The 15,328-nt window shown below is 72.6% G+C and carries 11 protein-coding genes; 5 read left to right on the forward strand and 6 right to left on the reverse strand.

The annotated features are described in order from the left end of the window. The 6 genes from OJ997_RS30910 to OJ997_RS30935 form a co-directional block, all read right to left on the reverse strand. The coding region (locus OJ997_RS30910; RefSeq protein ID WP_270029218.1) for a hypothetical protein at nucleotides 1-1,408 on the reverse strand (1,408 nt) is incomplete at its 3' end. Next, a complete protein-coding gene (locus OJ997_RS30915; protein ID WP_270029219.1) occupies nucleotides 1,408-3,051 on the reverse strand; it encodes a hypothetical protein in 1,644 nt (547 codons plus the stop codon). The genes OJ997_RS30910 and OJ997_RS30915, both read right to left, overlap by 1 nt. After that, nucleotides 3,048-4,976 carry an ATP-dependent zinc metalloprotease FtsH gene (gene ftsH / locus OJ997_RS30920; protein WP_270029220.1) on the reverse strand — a complete coding sequence of 643 codons (1,929 nt, stop codon included), beginning with the start codon at nucleotides 4,974-4,976 and terminating at the stop codon, nucleotides 3,048-3,050. The genes OJ997_RS30915 and ftsH overlap by 4 nt, the downstream gene beginning before the upstream one ends. A gap of 70 nt (nucleotides 4,977-5,046) precedes the next feature. Then, the gene (locus tag OJ997_RS30925) at nucleotides 5,047-6,933 is read right to left on the reverse strand and encodes a hypothetical protein (protein WP_270029222.1); all 1,887 of its coding nucleotides are present in this window, start codon (nucleotides 6,931-6,933) and stop codon (nucleotides 5,047-5,049) included. Between the two features lie 150 nt (nucleotides 6,934-7,083). After that, entirely contained in the window at nucleotides 7,084-8,967 is a 1,884-nt protein-coding gene (locus OJ997_RS30930) for a hypothetical protein (protein WP_270029223.1), read from the reverse strand. Between the two features lie 80 nt (nucleotides 8,968-9,047). Continuing rightward, nucleotides 9,048-10,877, reverse strand: coding sequence for a hypothetical protein (locus OJ997_RS30935; protein ID WP_270029224.1), 1,830 nt, complete (start codon nucleotides 10,875-10,877; stop codon nucleotides 9,048-9,050). Between the two features lie 114 nt (nucleotides 10,878-10,991). On the opposite strand from OJ997_RS30935, the gene OJ997_RS30940 reads away from it, so the two are divergent. From OJ997_RS30940 to OJ997_RS30960, 5 genes are all read left to right on the forward strand, one after another. Continuing rightward, nucleotides 10,992-11,798, forward strand: coding sequence for a phosphate ABC transporter substrate-binding protein (locus OJ997_RS30940; RefSeq protein ID WP_270029225.1), 807 nt, complete (start codon nucleotides 10,992-10,994; stop codon nucleotides 11,796-11,798). A 3-nt stretch (nucleotides 11,799-11,801) separates the two neighbouring features. Then, nucleotides 11,802-12,755: a PstC family ABC transporter permease gene (locus OJ997_RS30945; protein ID WP_270029226.1), complete on the forward strand. Its 954-nt coding sequence runs from the start codon at nucleotides 11,802-11,804 to the stop codon at nucleotides 12,753-12,755. Continuing rightward, a complete protein-coding gene (locus OJ997_RS30950) occupies nucleotides 12,752-13,735 on the forward strand; it encodes a PstA family ABC transporter permease (RefSeq protein WP_270029227.1) in 984 nt (327 codons plus the stop codon). The genes OJ997_RS30945 and OJ997_RS30950 overlap by 4 nt, the downstream gene beginning before the upstream one ends. Before the next feature lie 122 nt (nucleotides 13,736-13,857). Beyond that, a complete protein-coding gene (locus OJ997_RS30955; RefSeq protein ID WP_372517953.1) occupies nucleotides 13,858-14,601 on the forward strand; it encodes a phosphate ABC transporter ATP-binding protein in 744 nt (247 codons plus the stop codon). A gap of 5 nt (nucleotides 14,602-14,606) precedes the next feature. Further along, complete coding sequence (locus OJ997_RS30960) at nucleotides 14,607-15,320, forward strand: hypothetical protein (protein WP_270029229.1); 714 nt, start codon at nucleotides 14,607-14,609, stop codon at nucleotides 15,318-15,320. Nucleotides 15,321-15,328 lie beyond the last annotated feature (8 nt).

Genomic DNA, 15,328 nt, shown 5'->3' on the forward strand with positions numbered 1-15,328 from the left:
CGGCGGGCTGGCCGGGCGCGGTGGCCGCGGCGGTGAGCGGCGCGCGGGCGGCGGCCGGCCACGCCTTCAGGCGATCCGGGCGCGCCTCCGCGGAGACCTGCACGGGCCCTTCGAGCCAGCCCTTGGTCGGCGAGGAGAACGCGGCGCTGGGCCGGAACGAGCCACCGCCGCCGGGGCGGCGCACGAAGGTGTCGCCCTCGCGCACGAGGTAGGTGCCGCGGTTCTGCTCGTCGGAGCCCTTCGGCGGCGACGGGTTGGAGATCACGCGGCCGCCGCCGGAGAAGCCGAAGGATCGATACCCCTGCGCGCGCGAGAAGCGGGCGCCGAACGGGTGGCTGCAGGCGGCGTCGTCGCACCAAGAGGTGACGGTGCCGTCGGTGGCGCGGAAGAACGTGGCGTCGGTCGCCGCGTCGCGCGCGGCGTCGATCCAGACGCCGTCGGCGGTGACCGTGAGCGGCTCGGCCGAGCCGGGCAGGGCCGACACGAGGACCGGCGGCGTGAACGGCTGCGGCTCCCACGTGGTGCCGTCGCGCTGGAAGAGCGCGAGCGTGCCGAATGCGTCGACGCCAAGCAGCCACGCGTCCTCGCCGCCGGCGGCGAGCGCGAGCACCTCGAACGCGTCGAGCTGGGAGCCGGAGAGCGTGATGTCCTCGCGCGTCCACGACCCGCTGCCGTCGTCGTAGTGCAGGACGGTGTCCTGCACGCGGCGACCGCGCGGGGCGAAGAGGGCGTGCAGGTTGCCGCCGGACTCGTAGGCCGCCGTGACGACGCGGCCGGAGCCGTTGTCGTCGGCGAGCACCTCCGCGCGGTCGGGCGCGGGCGTCGGCGTGGCGGTCGCGGTGGCGGTGGGCGTCGCCGTGGCGGTGCCGGTCGGCGTCGCGGTCGGCGTGCTCGTCGCGGTCGGCGTGGCCGTGGCCGTCGCGGTCGCGGTGGCCGTCGCGGTGGCGGTCACCGTCGGCGTCGCGGTCGGCGTGGGCGTGGGCGTCGCGGCGGGCGCCGGGCGCAGCAGGCCCGCGGGCACGGGCGCGGCCGGGTGGAACTCGCCTCCGGGCTTGCGGACCAGGACGTTCGCCCCGGCCGGGGCACGGCTCACGAGCAGCCCACCGCCGCTGACGGTGATCCGCGCGGACCCGCGGTTGGGCTCGCCCGCGTCGACGCGCTGCGCGATCCGCCAGCCGTTCGCGTCCGTGTAACCAAGGAAGGCGAGCTGCCCGCCGAGGTGCTCGGGCAGCATCCGGTAGGCCCACGTGTCGTCAGCCGTGGCGCCCATCATCACGGTCTGCGTGTCGGCGACGCCGAGCATCGGCTGCGCCAGGAGCGCCGGGTCGCCCTGGGCGCCCGCACGCGAGTTCAGTCCCCACACCAACGCCGCTACGACGAGCGGCACCATCACCAGCAGACGTCGCATCAGCCCGTCGTCACGACCGTGTCGTCGCTCGGGGCGAGCTGGGACTCGTCGAGCTCGAGCTCCTTCGTCTTGAAGCGCAGGCCCGTCGGCCACTTCTTGCGCGAGAGCTGCAGCTTGAGCGTGACCTTGCCCGGCTTGTAGGTCTTGTTCTTGGTCTGCGCGACCGTCTTGCCGCCGCGGCGGGCGATCAGCTGGATCTTCGCGCGACGGTTCACGCGGAACGACAGGGACAGCACGAGCTTCTTGGACACCTTGGGCTTCTTGACGTTCGTGATCAGCGCCTTGAGCGGCTTCGGCTCGGGCGCCTCGGTGGTCTCGGTCTCGACGGCCACCGGCGGCGGCGCGAACAGCTGCGAGTCGTCGGCCGGAGCGGAGTCCGGGACGAACTGCTCGGCGGCCTCGTTCGGGCGCGTGGTGATCGCGTTGGCGAACGCGGGGTCCGTGTCGACCGCCTGCGCGGTGCCGTCGGTGTAGTGGAAGATCCAGCCGGCGTTGGTGACCATCCAGCCGTCCGTCGGGGACGTGAAGGCGATCCGCGCGGCCGCGCCGCGCCCCGAGCCGGAGGCGGGCAGCGACTCGACCTCGACCGCGCCGGTCGCCGCGTCGATCCGCGCGACCTGCGCCTTGGCGTTCGTGCGGTCACGCTCGGCGAACGGCACCAGCGTCGCCCACGCCTCGCTCGTGCCGGGCACGCCGGCGACGTCCTCGAAGCGGTCGGCGCTGCCGAACGGCGCGCCGGTCAGCGTGAGCTCGCGGAACGCGCCGCCCGTGGAGACCGCGGCCAGCGGCGGGCGCGCGATCACGCCGCCGACACCGCGCGTGGCGACCTCGGCTCCCGACGCCGCGCCGCCGCCGACGGCCCACACGGCACTGGGCGTCGCGTCGAGCGCGAGCAGCTCGGTGCCGCCCTCGGGCTCGTCGGCGGGCACGAACGGCTCGTCCGCGAACCCGCCGGCGATCCGCCGCAGCAGCAGCGGCTTGGAGTCGAGCGGGCGCGGGTCGGGCGCGACGGTCGCCCCGCGGCGCGGCCCGACGACCGACGACTCCACGTAGCCGCCGCCGGTCGCGACGATGTCGCTGACGCCGCGGCCGCTGCTCGCGTTGTAGACGGTGCGCAGCGCGCTGCCGTCCCAGTGCAGGTGGAAGGCGCCCACGCGCGTGCCCGCGGGATCGCGCGAGCCGATGCCGCCGAACCAGCAGTCGTTCGCGCTCACGCACGCTCCCGCGTTCATCTGCCGGTACGGGTCCGGCGCGGTGTCCGCGGTCGAGTAGGAGCCCACGACGAGGCCGTCCTTGAAGCGGCACAGCGCGGTGCCCGAGCCCTGCCGCGGACGCGACGGCTCGGAGATCGTCCAGAACTCGGTCGGCCCGGCCCAGACGATCCGCATCGTGTCGCCGGAGCCGCCGCAAACCGTCGCGAGCGTGCGCCACGTCGCGCCGTTCCAGACCAGGATCCCGCGCGGCACGACGGCGTTGCCCTCGACGGCCAGCAGGCCCCGGTTCGGGGCCCAGAAGGTCAGCGAGCCGGGCGCTCCGAGCGCGACCTGGAACGGCGCGCCCGCCGGGGGCGGCGGCTGCTCGAGTCGCCACCCCGGAGCCGCCGGTACCGCCGCGGCCGCCGCAATGGCGAGCGCGGCGATCACTCGACCGGCGGCGTGAGCTTGGGGCGCCGCCCGTTCGCCTGCGGAGGCACGTCCCGCTCGAGCATCACGGGGGTGAGCAGCGCTTCGAGCGCCACGCCGGACACCGTCTCATGGTCGAGCAGGACCTGCGCGATCTCGCGCACCGTGTCCCAGTTCGCGCGCAGCAGGACCGTCGCGCGGTCGACGGCCTCGCCCACGATCCGCTCGACCTCGTTGTCGATCAGCTCGAGCGTCGCCGGCCCGACCGAGCCGAGCTCCTGCAGCGACGCGCCGAGGAAGACCTCGCCGCCCTGTTCGCCGATCGTGACCATGCCGAGCTCCTCCGACATGCCGAAGGACGTCACCATCGAACGCGCGAGGTTGGTGGCGGCGTGCAGGTCGTCATTGACCGCGGTGGAGACGAAGCCGAACTGGACCTTCTCCCCCGCCGCGCCGGCGAGGATCGCGCACAGCTGGCGCTCGAGGTCGGGCTGCTGTTGGACGGTCACGTCCTTGTCGACCAGCTGCGAGGCGGAGGTGCCGAGCGTGCGGCCGCGGGCGACGATCGAGAGCTTCTGGACGCCCGCGCCCGTCGTCTGGCCGATGGCCTGGGCGACGACGGCGTGCGACGCCTCGTGGATCGCGACGACCTGGCGCTCGCGCAGGCTGATCACATGCTTCTTGGCCGGGCCGGCGACGACACGGTCGATCGCCTCTTCGAGCGTCGCCTGGTCGATCAGCTCCTGGCCCTGGCGCACCGCGAGCAGCGCGGCCTCGTTGACCACGTTCGCGAGCTCGGCGCCGGAGAAGCCCGGGCACAGCTTGGAGACCTCCATGAGGTCCGCCTCCGGGTCGATCGGCTTCTTCTTGCCGTGCAGCTGCAGGATCTCGAAGCGGCCGTGCACGTCGGGCACGTCGACGACGACCTGGCGGTCGAAACGGCCCGGACGCAGCAGCGCCGGGTCGAGGATGTCCGGGCGGTTGGTGGCCGCCATCACGACGATGCCGGCGTCGCCACCGAAGCCGTCCATCTCGACGAGCAGCTGGTTGAGCGTCTGCTCGCGCTCGTCGTTGCCCTGGCCGATGCCGGCGCCGCGCTTGCGGCCCGCGGCGTCGACCTCGTCGATGAAGATGATCGCCGGCGCCATCTTGCGCGCCTTGGCGAACAGGTCGCGCACGCGCGCCGCGCCCACGCCGACCAGCGACTCGACGAACTCCGCGCCGGAGACCGAGAAGAAGGCCGCGTCGGCCTCACCGGCGGTGGCGCGCGCGAGCAGCGTCTTGCCCGTGCCGGGAGGGCCGACGAGCAGCACGCCCTTGGGCGGCGCCGCGCCGACCGTCAGGTACTTGGCGGGGTTCTCGAGGTAGTCGCGGATCTCGCGCAGCTCGACGACGGCCTCGCCGGCGCCCGCGACGTTGTCGAAGGTGATGCGGTTGGGGTTCTTGGCGCCGCGCTTGCGGCCCTTGCCCTTGAAGTTCGAGAAGGAGGCGATGCCGCCCGCGCCGCCGTCGGCGCCGATCCGCGTGAAGAGCGCGAACAGGCAGACGAGCAGCAGGATCGGGATCAGGAACTGCACGAGGATCGCCTTGACGGGCTTGCCGTCCTGCTGATCCACGCCGACGACCGCGCCGTTCTCGCGCAGCGTGCGGATGAGGGACGTCGTCTGCGCGTCCGAGTGCGGGTACGCGGACCACAGCAGGCGGCCGTCGCTCGTCTCGGACACGACGCGCGCGTCCTGATCGAGCAGCGTCGCCTTGACGATGCCCTTCTGCTCGGAGGTGACCAGGGTCACCGAGAGCGGGACCTCACTGCCCGACGACGACGGACGTGTGCCGCCGAGCAGTGAGAAGAACACGACGGTCAGGGCGACCGACGCGACGATGAGGAAGAGGGTGAACTTGTCACGCAGAAGCGCGCGCGACAGCCCTCCGAGGACCTGCCCCAAACCTCCGACTGCACGCCGGAAGGCGCTGGGACGGCTCGTGAGGGCTGACGATTCGCGCTTCATGCGCTCCCTACTTCTTCGACTTGGTCTTGGCCTTGGGCTGCTTGACGGTGACCGTCTTGGTCACCGTCTTGGCCGCGCCGCCATTGGGGGTGTACGTGATCGAGACCGTGAACTTCAGGCTCTTGTTGGTCTTCAGCGCCTTCTTGGCCTTGCTGTCCAGGCTCAGGGAGACGGACGAGGCGCCGGCCTTCGTGATCGCGACGTTCTTGGTCGCGAGCTTGACGGCCTTGCCCTTCTTCGGCTTGGCCGAGGTGGTCGCCACGGTGATCTTGCCGGCGCCCGGGAACTGCAGCGAGAGCTTGATCGTCGTGCCGCTCACGCGCGCCGAGGAGAGCGTGAACGCGTTGCTCGGCGGCGCCGGGGCCGGCGGGTTCGGGGCACCGGGGGTGACCGGCGTCGGCGTCGGCGTGACCTCCGGCTTCGGCTGCTCCTGCTGCGGCGAGCACGGACGGCCCGGGGAGCCGTTCTTCTTCCAGCCGACGGCGTTGGAGCCGGCGAGCGCGACGGCGTAGGCCGCGGCGGGCAGCGGCGCGTAGTCGTTGGTGGTGAGGCTGGCCTGGCCGGCCGTGGAGAGCTCCAGCGTCAGCCAGTCCTTGACCGTGCGGGCCTTGCGCTCCTCCTCGGGGGAGTTGCAGTAGACCGTGGCGTAGTCGTCGAACGCGACCTGGTAGGTCAGCGTGCAGCCCGGGTAGCCCTGGCCGGTGGCCGTGGCGTCGACCTGCGACCAGAGGTCCTGCGTCGTGGCCGGGATGGCGCGCGGGGTGACGGCGCCGCAGCTCGAGCCGCGCGGCTTGAGCGCGCCGTTGGAGACCGAGGTCTTGTAGCCGTCGCCCGCGGACTGCGGATCGGCGTACGTCGTGCCGGCCTTCGGGTCGGCGGCGGTGCCGACCTGCAGCGCGATCCAGAACGTCTTGTCCGTGGCCGCGTCGTTCCAGGTGAACGGCTGGTTGGTGCCGCCACGCGCCGTGGCCAGGTCGGCGTAGCCGATGCCGCCCTCGTTGGCGAAGTTGATCGCCTGCGCCGGGGCGGGGGTCGTGCCGTTGTCACGGACCGTGGTGGCGACGAGGCCGGTGTCCAGCGCGGTGCGGAGCGCGCCGCCGCCGGTCGCGGTCGAGCGGGCGACCGGGTTGGCGGCGATGTTCGGCCAGCTCGTGTTCGGGAGGGCGGCCCAGCCGCGCGTCGGGTTGATGCGCGCGAGCAGCTGCTTGAGGGCGAAGGTCGTGCCGGACGAGTCCGAGCGGACGACGCGGACGACCGGCTTGGCGGCGCACGTGGCGTCGACGCCGGGGATGACCTCGCCCCACGTGTTGGCCGACGCGTCGCCGGCCAGGGCGGCCTCGAGCGTGTTGTTGTCGAGCGACGGGCGGCTGCCGTCCAGCGGGCGGTTCGTCGCCGCCGTGTAGTCGCAGCCGTCGGGGAGGTGGAGCATGATCGCGACGGAGCCGATCGCCACCGGGATCAGGTGGGGCGTGTTGTCGTCGGCGGTCGTGACGTTGACGCCGTTGGCGTCGACGGTGCCCTGCGCGATCTGCGTGCGATCGGTGTCCGTGAGCGGCTCGTCGGAGGCCGCGAGGCGGATGCTCGCGTCACGGTCGCCGTTCGGGTTGCTGACGGAGTTGCGGACGCCGAGGGCCTGGCGGCCGGCGCCCGAGCCCGCCGGGTCCAGCGTGACGGCCGGAGCGGTCGCGCCGCAGCCCGGCTCCGTGGCCGAGCGGAACGCGGTCGTGAAGCCGGTGAACGCGGCCGTCTGGAACGACGCGCCGCGCGCGGCGACGGCGTCACCCGTGCAGCGGGCGATCGAGAAGTCGGCGGAAGCGGTCGAAGCGCCGGCCAGCCCGGCGGCGACCACCGCGGCCAGCACGGGCGCCAACCGCCGTGTGGGGGTCTTCAACATGAGGGTGCAACAGCTCCTGGGGGAGAGACGCCCGGCCTGTCCGAGCGTCATGCGTCGGGCAGCCTCTCGGGTCGCCTGCGTGGCAACAAGGGGCGTTTACGGACTTCCAACGAGGCGTTGACAAGTCAGCAACGTGACCGCAACAACAATTCAGCGTTTAGCGGCGAAACGGACCGTCAAGGCACGCGTGTACGCCGAGCCACCGGAAGTCGGGGTGAGCTCCGCGGTGGCCTTCGCTTCAAGCTTCCCCGCGCGCTTGACCGCGCTCTTGTAGCGCTTGGCGATGGCCACGTCGACGCGCAGCGACCCGGTCTTCTTCACGGTCACGGTCTTGCTGGCGAGCAGCTTCGACGCGCCCCGCGGACGGCCGTCGGCGTCGGGCACGCGGCCGCGGATCTCGACGCGCAGCTTGCCCTTGACCGGCACCTTGACCTGCAGGCGCACGCCGTAGGCCGGCGCGCGCTTGACGCTCACGGTGAGCCGGCGCGTGGTGGCGACGGGCGGCGGGTCGAAGACCTCCACCGGCGCCTCGATCGGCGGCTCGTCGACCGGCGCGGGCGGCGGCGCCGCGTCGAGGCGGTCGACGACGAAGACGTCGGCGCGCTGGTTGGCGTCGCCGAAGAAGAGGTTGTCGGCGCTGGAGACGAACGCGACCCGGCGCGCGTCCCGCGAGACGCTGAGCTGCGCCGCCACGCCGGAGCCGTTGATGTTGCCGCCACCCGCGGCGGTCGCGGCGCGCTCGATCGTCCGCGTCTCGAGGTCGACGAGGTAGAGCTCGGCGACGTCGAACACGCTGCGCACGCTCGAGCTGAACCTGAGGCTCGGGAAGCGCAGCCGGTTGCTGGTGACCGCGGCCCAGCGGCCGTCCGGGGAGAGCGCGACGGCGTTCAGCGGCGCGCCCGCGATCCGGTCGACCGGATCGTCGCGGGTGAGCTCGACCGTTCCGGCCTTGCGGGAGACGCCCGGGCGCATGTCGGTGACGAAGAGGTCGAGCGCGCTGCCGGCCACGCGCGGGCGCGGCGAGGCGCTGGTGAGGAACGCGACGCGGTAGCCGTCGAAGCTGAGCGACGGCAGCAGGCCGATGATGCCCGCCACGCCCTGCTCGTTGTCGGCCAGCGGCCCGTAGCACGGGCCCGTCGCGGTGTCGCTGGGCACGTAGAACGTGCACGACGGGTCGTCCGGGTCGGTCGGGCCGGTGATGCGCCGCGTCTCCTCCCCCGCACGCTGCCACAGGTACGAGAACGCCTGTGGGTCGAGCGACTCGTTCGGCACGGTCGTGACCTGCTCGTCGGCGCCGCGCCCCGTCCAGACGACCGCGGTGCCGTCGCCGCTGATGCCGGCCTGGCCGAGCGCCCCGCCGACGGGGACGGCGGCGTCACCGCGCCGGTGCGTCACCAGCCGCGTGCCGCGCGTCGCGAGGTCGCGCACGAACACCTGGAACGCGGGCATCCCGGCGGCGTCGCCGTCGACGGTCCGGAAGACCACGCGGCGGCCGTCGTCGGACAGCGCGACGCCGGGCGAGACGTCGCTCCCGGCGACGCCCGTGTAGGCCAGCGGCGCGTCCGCGCCGTCGACCGCCGAGGCGAGCTCGTAGCCGCCGGTGGCCAGGTCGCGCACGTAGACGTCGACGTTGGCGTTGGTGTCCTGCGCGACCAGCGGCTCGGCGGTCGAGAACGCGACGTAGCGCCCGTCGCCGCTCACCGACGGGCTGTCGGCGCCGCGCAGCACGAGCGTGTCGTCCGCGTCGTTGCGCAGGTCCCCGAGCGCGACCAGCTCGAGCGCGCCGGTCGCCAGGTCACGGCGGAAGACGCCGCCGCGGTAGTGCTTGCCCGGCGGGTCCTTGATCTCCGGCGGGAACAGGTTGCGGGAGGTGGTGCGGAAGACGACGTAGCGGCCGTCACTGGAGAGGTCCGGCGTGCCGCTCGTGTCGTCGCCCTGCTCGCGTAGGGTCAGCGAGGCGGACGCGATCGTCGCGCCCGGCGCGACGTAGGCGTAGGCGGCGGGCGCCGGGATGGCCAGAACACCCAGCAGCATCACAAGTGCAGTGCTGCGCGAGTGCGAGCCCCTGGGGCGAGTACTCGCAGCGACGCGAGCCATAAGGCGAGTGTCGCCTCTCATTTGCGCACCTTCGTCCGGTTGCCCGCCTTGTCGCGGGCGGTGATCGTGATCGTGGGGCGCGCGCCGTTGCGGTACCGGTGCGTGCGCTTGCTCGACGGCTTCGTGCCGTCGCCCCAGTTGATGCTCGTCGCGGTCTTGTCGACCCCGCTGGCGCCGTCGGTCAGCAGCACCTCGGTCAGCCCGTTGCGGTAGCGCTTGACCCGGGCCTTCGGCGGCGACGCGTCGAAGCGCAGCTCGGCCGGCGCGCTCGTCGTCTCCTGCCCGCCGGCGTCCGTGGCCACGACCTGCAGCACGTGCACGCCGTCGTCGAGATCGCGCTTGCGCAGCTTGAGCTTCGTCGTGGTCAGGTTCTCCGCGAGCGTGTCGTCGTCGAGCGTGACCGTGTAGGTGGTCTTGCCGATCGCGCTCTGCGGCACGTCCCAGCGGATCGTCGGCACGGTGCGGACGTAGTCGACCGGCGCCTCGACCGAGAACCCGTCCGGCGGCGCGTCGACCACGAGCGCGGACACCTGCCCGTTCTGCGCCCAGCCGACGATGCCGTCGCCGAGGCCCGAGCCCGCGAGCGCGAAACCGCTGACGAGGCCGCCCGCGGCGGCGCTGACGGTCTGGGTGACGGGCACGCCGTCGGCGCGGCGCTCGGTCACGCCGATGCCGCCGGTCGCGCCGCGGCGGACCACCCACGCGGCGACGGACGCGCCGGACGCGGCGAGGTCCACCTGCGGGTCGCCGGGGATCGCCGTGCGGCCGTCGTCGAGGCGCTCGGCGGCCCGCAGGGCGCGGTCGTCGCCGCCGATCAGCAGGCTGCGCTGGGCGAGCCCGAACGCCGTTGCGACGTTCCCGACGCGGTCGACGGCGACCGACGGCGGGCCGGGCGCGTCACCGGCCAGCGCACGCGGGGCGGCGAACACGTTCGCGCCCGGCGCCGACGTCTCCGGGATCATCGCGAGCATCGTCCGCGGGACCGTGAGCGGGCCGCCGGGCTGCTGGCGGTAGGCGATCGCGCCCTGGCCGAAGCCGGCCGTGTCGAGCGCGAAGCGGTCCGCGGGCGCCGGCAGCGGCGCGTTGTCCCAGGTGGAGGGCGAGACCTGCAGGGCGATGCCGGCCTGGCCGCTGAACAGCCGCCGCGCCCACACGCGGTCCACGAACGAGTCGTCGGGCTCCTGCCAGGCGAGGATGCCGTTGCCCTGCGCGTCGATCGTCACCTTCGGCGTGGCGCCGGCGGCCGGGAGCCGCAGCGGCACCTGCGCGTTGCGGTTGAGCGGGAAGCCGAAGCCGCTCCAGTAGGTGGCGTCGTAGCGCGCGACCCGCAGCTCGCCGCGGGCGTAGCCGGCCGGCTCCGCCGCCGACGGCGGCTTCATCACCAGGTAGGAGACGTACGCGCTGCCGCTCGCGTTCATGGCGACCGAGGGCCACGTGCCGGTGGCCTCGCCGACGTTCGTGTCGACCGGGACCGGCGCCTGGAAACGGCGCGCGCCCGGATCGATCCCGGCCGAGTACAGCCGGTCCGACGAGGGCCCGAACTCCTGCACCCACGCCACCACGAGCCGACCGCCGTTGCCGGCGCCGATCGCCGGCCACGACGAGTCGAAGCTCTGCCCGGTGTCGACGCGCTGCGCCGGCCGCCAGGCCTTGCCGTCGAACTGCGCCGCGAAGATGTGCGTGCGGCCGTCGACCTTCTTGCGGTAGACGACCCCGCCGGTTCCGTCCGGCGCCATCGCCGCCCCGCCGAAGTCGACGAGGTCGGCCGATGGGCCGTCGATGGGCGTGACGGGTGAGATGCCGGCGTGCGCCGGGGCGACCGGCAGGCACAACACAGCGCTGAGCAAGGCAAAGACAGAACGACGCACGCGGCGAACTTATGGACCCGGCGTCGCACATCACACCGGCTTTTACGGGATGAGCACAACTCGTCCACAAATGGGCGAGAGAGTGGCGCCGCGATGAAGCGCACCCGACTCCTGCTGCTCGCCGTCGGCACCCTCGCCGCGGCAGCCGCCCCCACCACCGCCAACGCCCAGTCGAAGATCCTGATGAGTGGCTCGACCTCGGTCTACCCCCTCACGGTCGACCTGATCAAGGCGTACAAGAAGAAGAACCCCAACACGAAGTTCTCCGTCTCGCAGGGCGGCTCCGACGTCGGCATCGGCGACGTGGCCCGCAAGCGCGTGAACATCGGCGCGTCCTCGCGTGACCAGCAGGCCGGCGATCCCGGCGGGCTGACGTTCACGAAGATCGCCCGCGACGGCATCTGCGTCGTCACCAACCCGGCGAACAGCATCGCCAACCTGTCCCAGCAGAACGTCCAGGACATCTTCGCCGGCAAGGTCCGCCGCTGGGAGGACGTCCCGGGCTCGAAGGTCACCGGCCCGATCGCCCTCAACGTCCGTACCGAGTCCTCCGGTACGCAGGACGCGTTCCGCAACATCTTCATGGGCCCGTCGCTGCGCGTCACGCCGAGCGCGTCGCAGAAGGCCACCAACGGCCTCGTCCAGGCCGCGGTCCAGAACGACAAGAACGCCATCGGCTACGTCGACATCAACTTCATCTCCGGCACCTACCCCGTGCCGTACAAGGGCGTCGCCTGCAACCTGCGCAACGCCAAGTCCGGCCAGTACCCCGGCGTGCGCAACTTCTGGTACGTCACGGTCGGCGCGCCCAAGGGCGAGGTCAAGAAGTTCATCGACTTCGCGCGCTCTTCCTCCGTGCAGAGCAGCGTCGTCGCGAAGCACTACGTCCCGTTCAAGTAAGCCATGAGCTGGTGGTCTGACCGACGCGTCGGACCGGCGCTGGGCAGCGCGGGCGTGCTCGTGCTGCTCATCATCGCGGGGATGGCGGTCTACGTCACGAAAGAGGCGTGGCCGTCCTTCTCCGCGAACGGCCTGGCGTGGTTCGGCTCCGGCGGTGACGCGAACGTGCAGCTGGCGGAGATCTTCCGCTCGGCGCCGCCGTTCGAGTACACCCTCCGCGCCTGGCCGCTCGTGTACGGGACGGCGCTCGCCGCGGGCGGCGCCGTCGTGGCCGGGCTCGTCCTCTCCATCCTCGCGGCGCTGTACATCGTGGCCTTCGCGCCGCCCTCCATCACCCGCATCCTCGAGCCCGTCGTGCGGCTGCTCGCGGGTGTGCCGAGCGTGATCTACGGCCTCATCGGCGTGCTCGTGCTCGTCCCCTTCGTCAACGACCACCTCATCTCGACCGAGCGCAAGGAATCGGTGTTCTACGTCATCCAGCTCACGGGCCAGAGCCTGCTGATCGCGACCGCGCTGCTGACGATCATGATCGTGCCGATCATGATCTCGATCGCGGTCGACGCGCTGCGCTCGGTGCCGTCGTCGTGGACCGAGGGCGCGCTCGCCCTCGGCGCGAACCGCATGCGGGTGATGTGGACGATCGGGCTGCGCGCCTCGCGGCCCGCGCTCGTGGCCGGCGCGGTGCTCGCGCTCGCCCGTGCGCTCGGCGAGGCGATCATGCTCGCGATGGTCTCGGGCGGCGTGATCTTCTCGCCCAACCTGCTCGACGGCCCCACGTTCTTCTTCGAGCCGATCCAGCCGTTCGCGGCCGCGATCGTGCAGGGCGCCGAGGGCATCACGGTCAAGCCGTTCGGCTCGACGCTGTTCGCCTTCGCCGCCGTGATCATGGTCTCCAGCGTCGGCCTGTCGATCACCGGCTCGGTGGTCCGCCGGCGCCTGCGGAAGTTCGCGGCATGACGGCGATCCAATCACCCCCGCCGCGCCAGGACCGGCCGCGCCTGCGCACGGACCCGTCCGGCTCGTGGCGCGCCTGGCCGCTGCGCGACCGGATCCTGCTCGGCCTCTGCTGGGCGGCCGGGCTGTTCCTGATCTTCGTCGCCGCCGCGATCACGCTCTACATGGCGTTCAAGGGCATCCAGTTCCTGCGTCCGAACCTGCTCTGGACGCGCCCCGAAGCGGCGATCGACCAGTCCAAGTCGGGCGGGTTCCTGGACCCGATGCTCGGCACCCTGCTGATCATCGTCGGCGCGCTCGCGATCGCGGCCCCGCTCGGGATCGCGACCGCGGTGTGGCTGACCGAGTACGGCAAGCCGACCTGGCTCGCGCGCATGGTCGAGTCGGGGGTCGAGGTGATCGCGGGCACGCCGGCGATCGTGCTCGCGCTGTTCGGCCTCGCGTTCTTCTCGCAGGGCGGCCTCGGGTTCCTCTCCACCACGGGTGAGGGCGGTGCCGTGTTCGGCCGCTCGCTGCTCATCTGCTGCACGGTGCTGTCGCTGGAGGCGCTGCCGATGATCGTCGGCGCCACGCGCGAAGGGCTCATGTCCACACCGCGCCACGTGCGTGAGGCGTCGTACGCGCTCGGCAAGACGCGCGCGGCGACGATCCACCGCGTCCTGCTGCCCACCGCGCGCCCGAACATCGCCACGGGCTGTGCCCTGGGCATGGGCCGCGTCGCCGGTGACACGGCGGTCGTGCTGCTGCTCGGCGGCGGCACGCTCCAGCTCGCCGCGAACGGCTCGATCCCGGGGCTCAACACGCTCCAGGGCACGGGCTCGACCTTGACGACCTACGTCTACGCGAACTCGCCCTCGGGCGAGGGCGGCGCGCCCGAGAAGGCGTACGCCGCCGCGTTCCTGCTGTTGCTGTTGGTACTCGCGCTCAACTGGGCGGTCGATCGGATCGCGCGCGGGGATGGGAGGCTTGGATGGATCCGTTGATGCCCCCGCCGCCGATTCGGCGGATCGTGGTGGATGCCCCGCACGTGCCGGTCGCGCCGCCCGAGCCGCTGGAAGCGGCCGTGCGGGCCCGCCCGCGCTTGGCGACCGATGCGGTCGAGCGCATGCGCGTGGAGGACCTGACGATCGCCTACGGCCCGAAGGTCGCGGTCAATGGCGTGACGCTGCCCGTGCATCAGGGCGAGGTGCTCGCGCTGATCGGCCCGTCGGGCTGCGGCAAGACGACCCTGCTGCGGTCGCTGAACCGGCTCGTCGAGCTCACGCCCGGCGCGGGTCGCGGCGGGAAGATCGTGCTCGACGGCGACGACGTGGACGTGATCGAGGTCACGGACCTGCGCCGGCGCGTGTCGATGGTCTTCCAGCAGCCGAACCCGTTCCCGATGTCGATCTTCGACAACGTCGCGTACGCGCTGCGCGAGCAGGGCTCGAAGCGGGTCAAGCGGTCGGAGCTGATGGCTCCGGTACGTTCGGCCTTGGAGCGCGCCGGGCTCTGGGACGAGGTCGGCGACGACCTGGACCGGCCGGCGCTGCGGATGTCCGGCGGCCAGCAGCAGCGCCTGTGCATCGCGCGGGCGCTCGCGGCGAACCCCGAGGTGCTGCTGCTCGACGAGCCGTGCTCGGCGCTCGACCCGCGCTCGACGGCGATCATCGAGGAGCTCATCCTGCAGCTGCGCGAGGAGCTGGCGGTCGTGATCGTCACGCACAACCTGCAGCAGGCGTACCGGATCGGCGACCGCGTCGCGTTCATGTACCTGGGCGAGCTCGTGGAGTACGGGCTCGCGGCGGACGTGTTCGAGCGGCCGGAGCACACCCGCACGGCCGAGTACGTCAGCGGGGCGTTCGGGTGAGGTGGATGGTGGCCGGGGTCCTCGCCGCCGCCGTCGTGGTGTCCGGGTGTGAGTCCACGCAGGACAAGAGCGCGCGGCTCGAGCGGGCCGCGCAGGCGGTCAAGGCCGAGAAGGGCCTGGTCGTCGCCAAGGACGCGACCGAGATCACCGTGGAAAGCTCCACCGTCCTGCAGGACCCCAACGGCGCCGCGATCGTGGTCGAGCTCAAGAACACGTCGGCCGGTGCGCTCGTCGGGCTGCCGATCGCGACCACGGTCGAGGACGCCGCCGCGAAGCCGGTGTACACGAACGACACGCCCGGCCTCGACGCCTCGCTCGTGAGCGTGCCGGCGATCGCCGGCGGTGAGTCGCTCGTCTGGGTCAACGACCAGGTGACGCTCGCGGGCGAGGGCAAGACCGTCGTCGCGCGGGTCGGCGTCGGCGGCAAGCCCGGTCCGGCGACGCTGCCGGCGATGGAGATCACCGGCCTCAAGACCGCTCCGGACCCGGGCGGCGGCGGCTTGACCGTCGTCGGCTCGGTCAAGAACGCCTCGGCGCTCGCGCAGAAGCGGCTCGTCGTGTTCGTCGTCGGCCGCAAGGACGACAAGGTCGTCAGCGCCGGCCGCGCGATCGTCGAGGAGCTCGCGCCCGGCAAGTCCGTGAACTTCTCCGCCTTCCCCATCGGCGACCCGACGGGCGCCGAGCTCTCCGCCTCCGCACCACCCACTGTCACGCAGTAAGGAACCGC

Origin of the sequence: Solirubrobacter phytolaccae (assembly GCF_027587195.1) — a bacterium.
In the GTDB taxonomy this organism is placed as follows: domain Bacteria; phylum Actinomycetota; class Thermoleophilia; order Solirubrobacterales; family Solirubrobacteraceae; genus Solirubrobacter; species Solirubrobacter phytolaccae.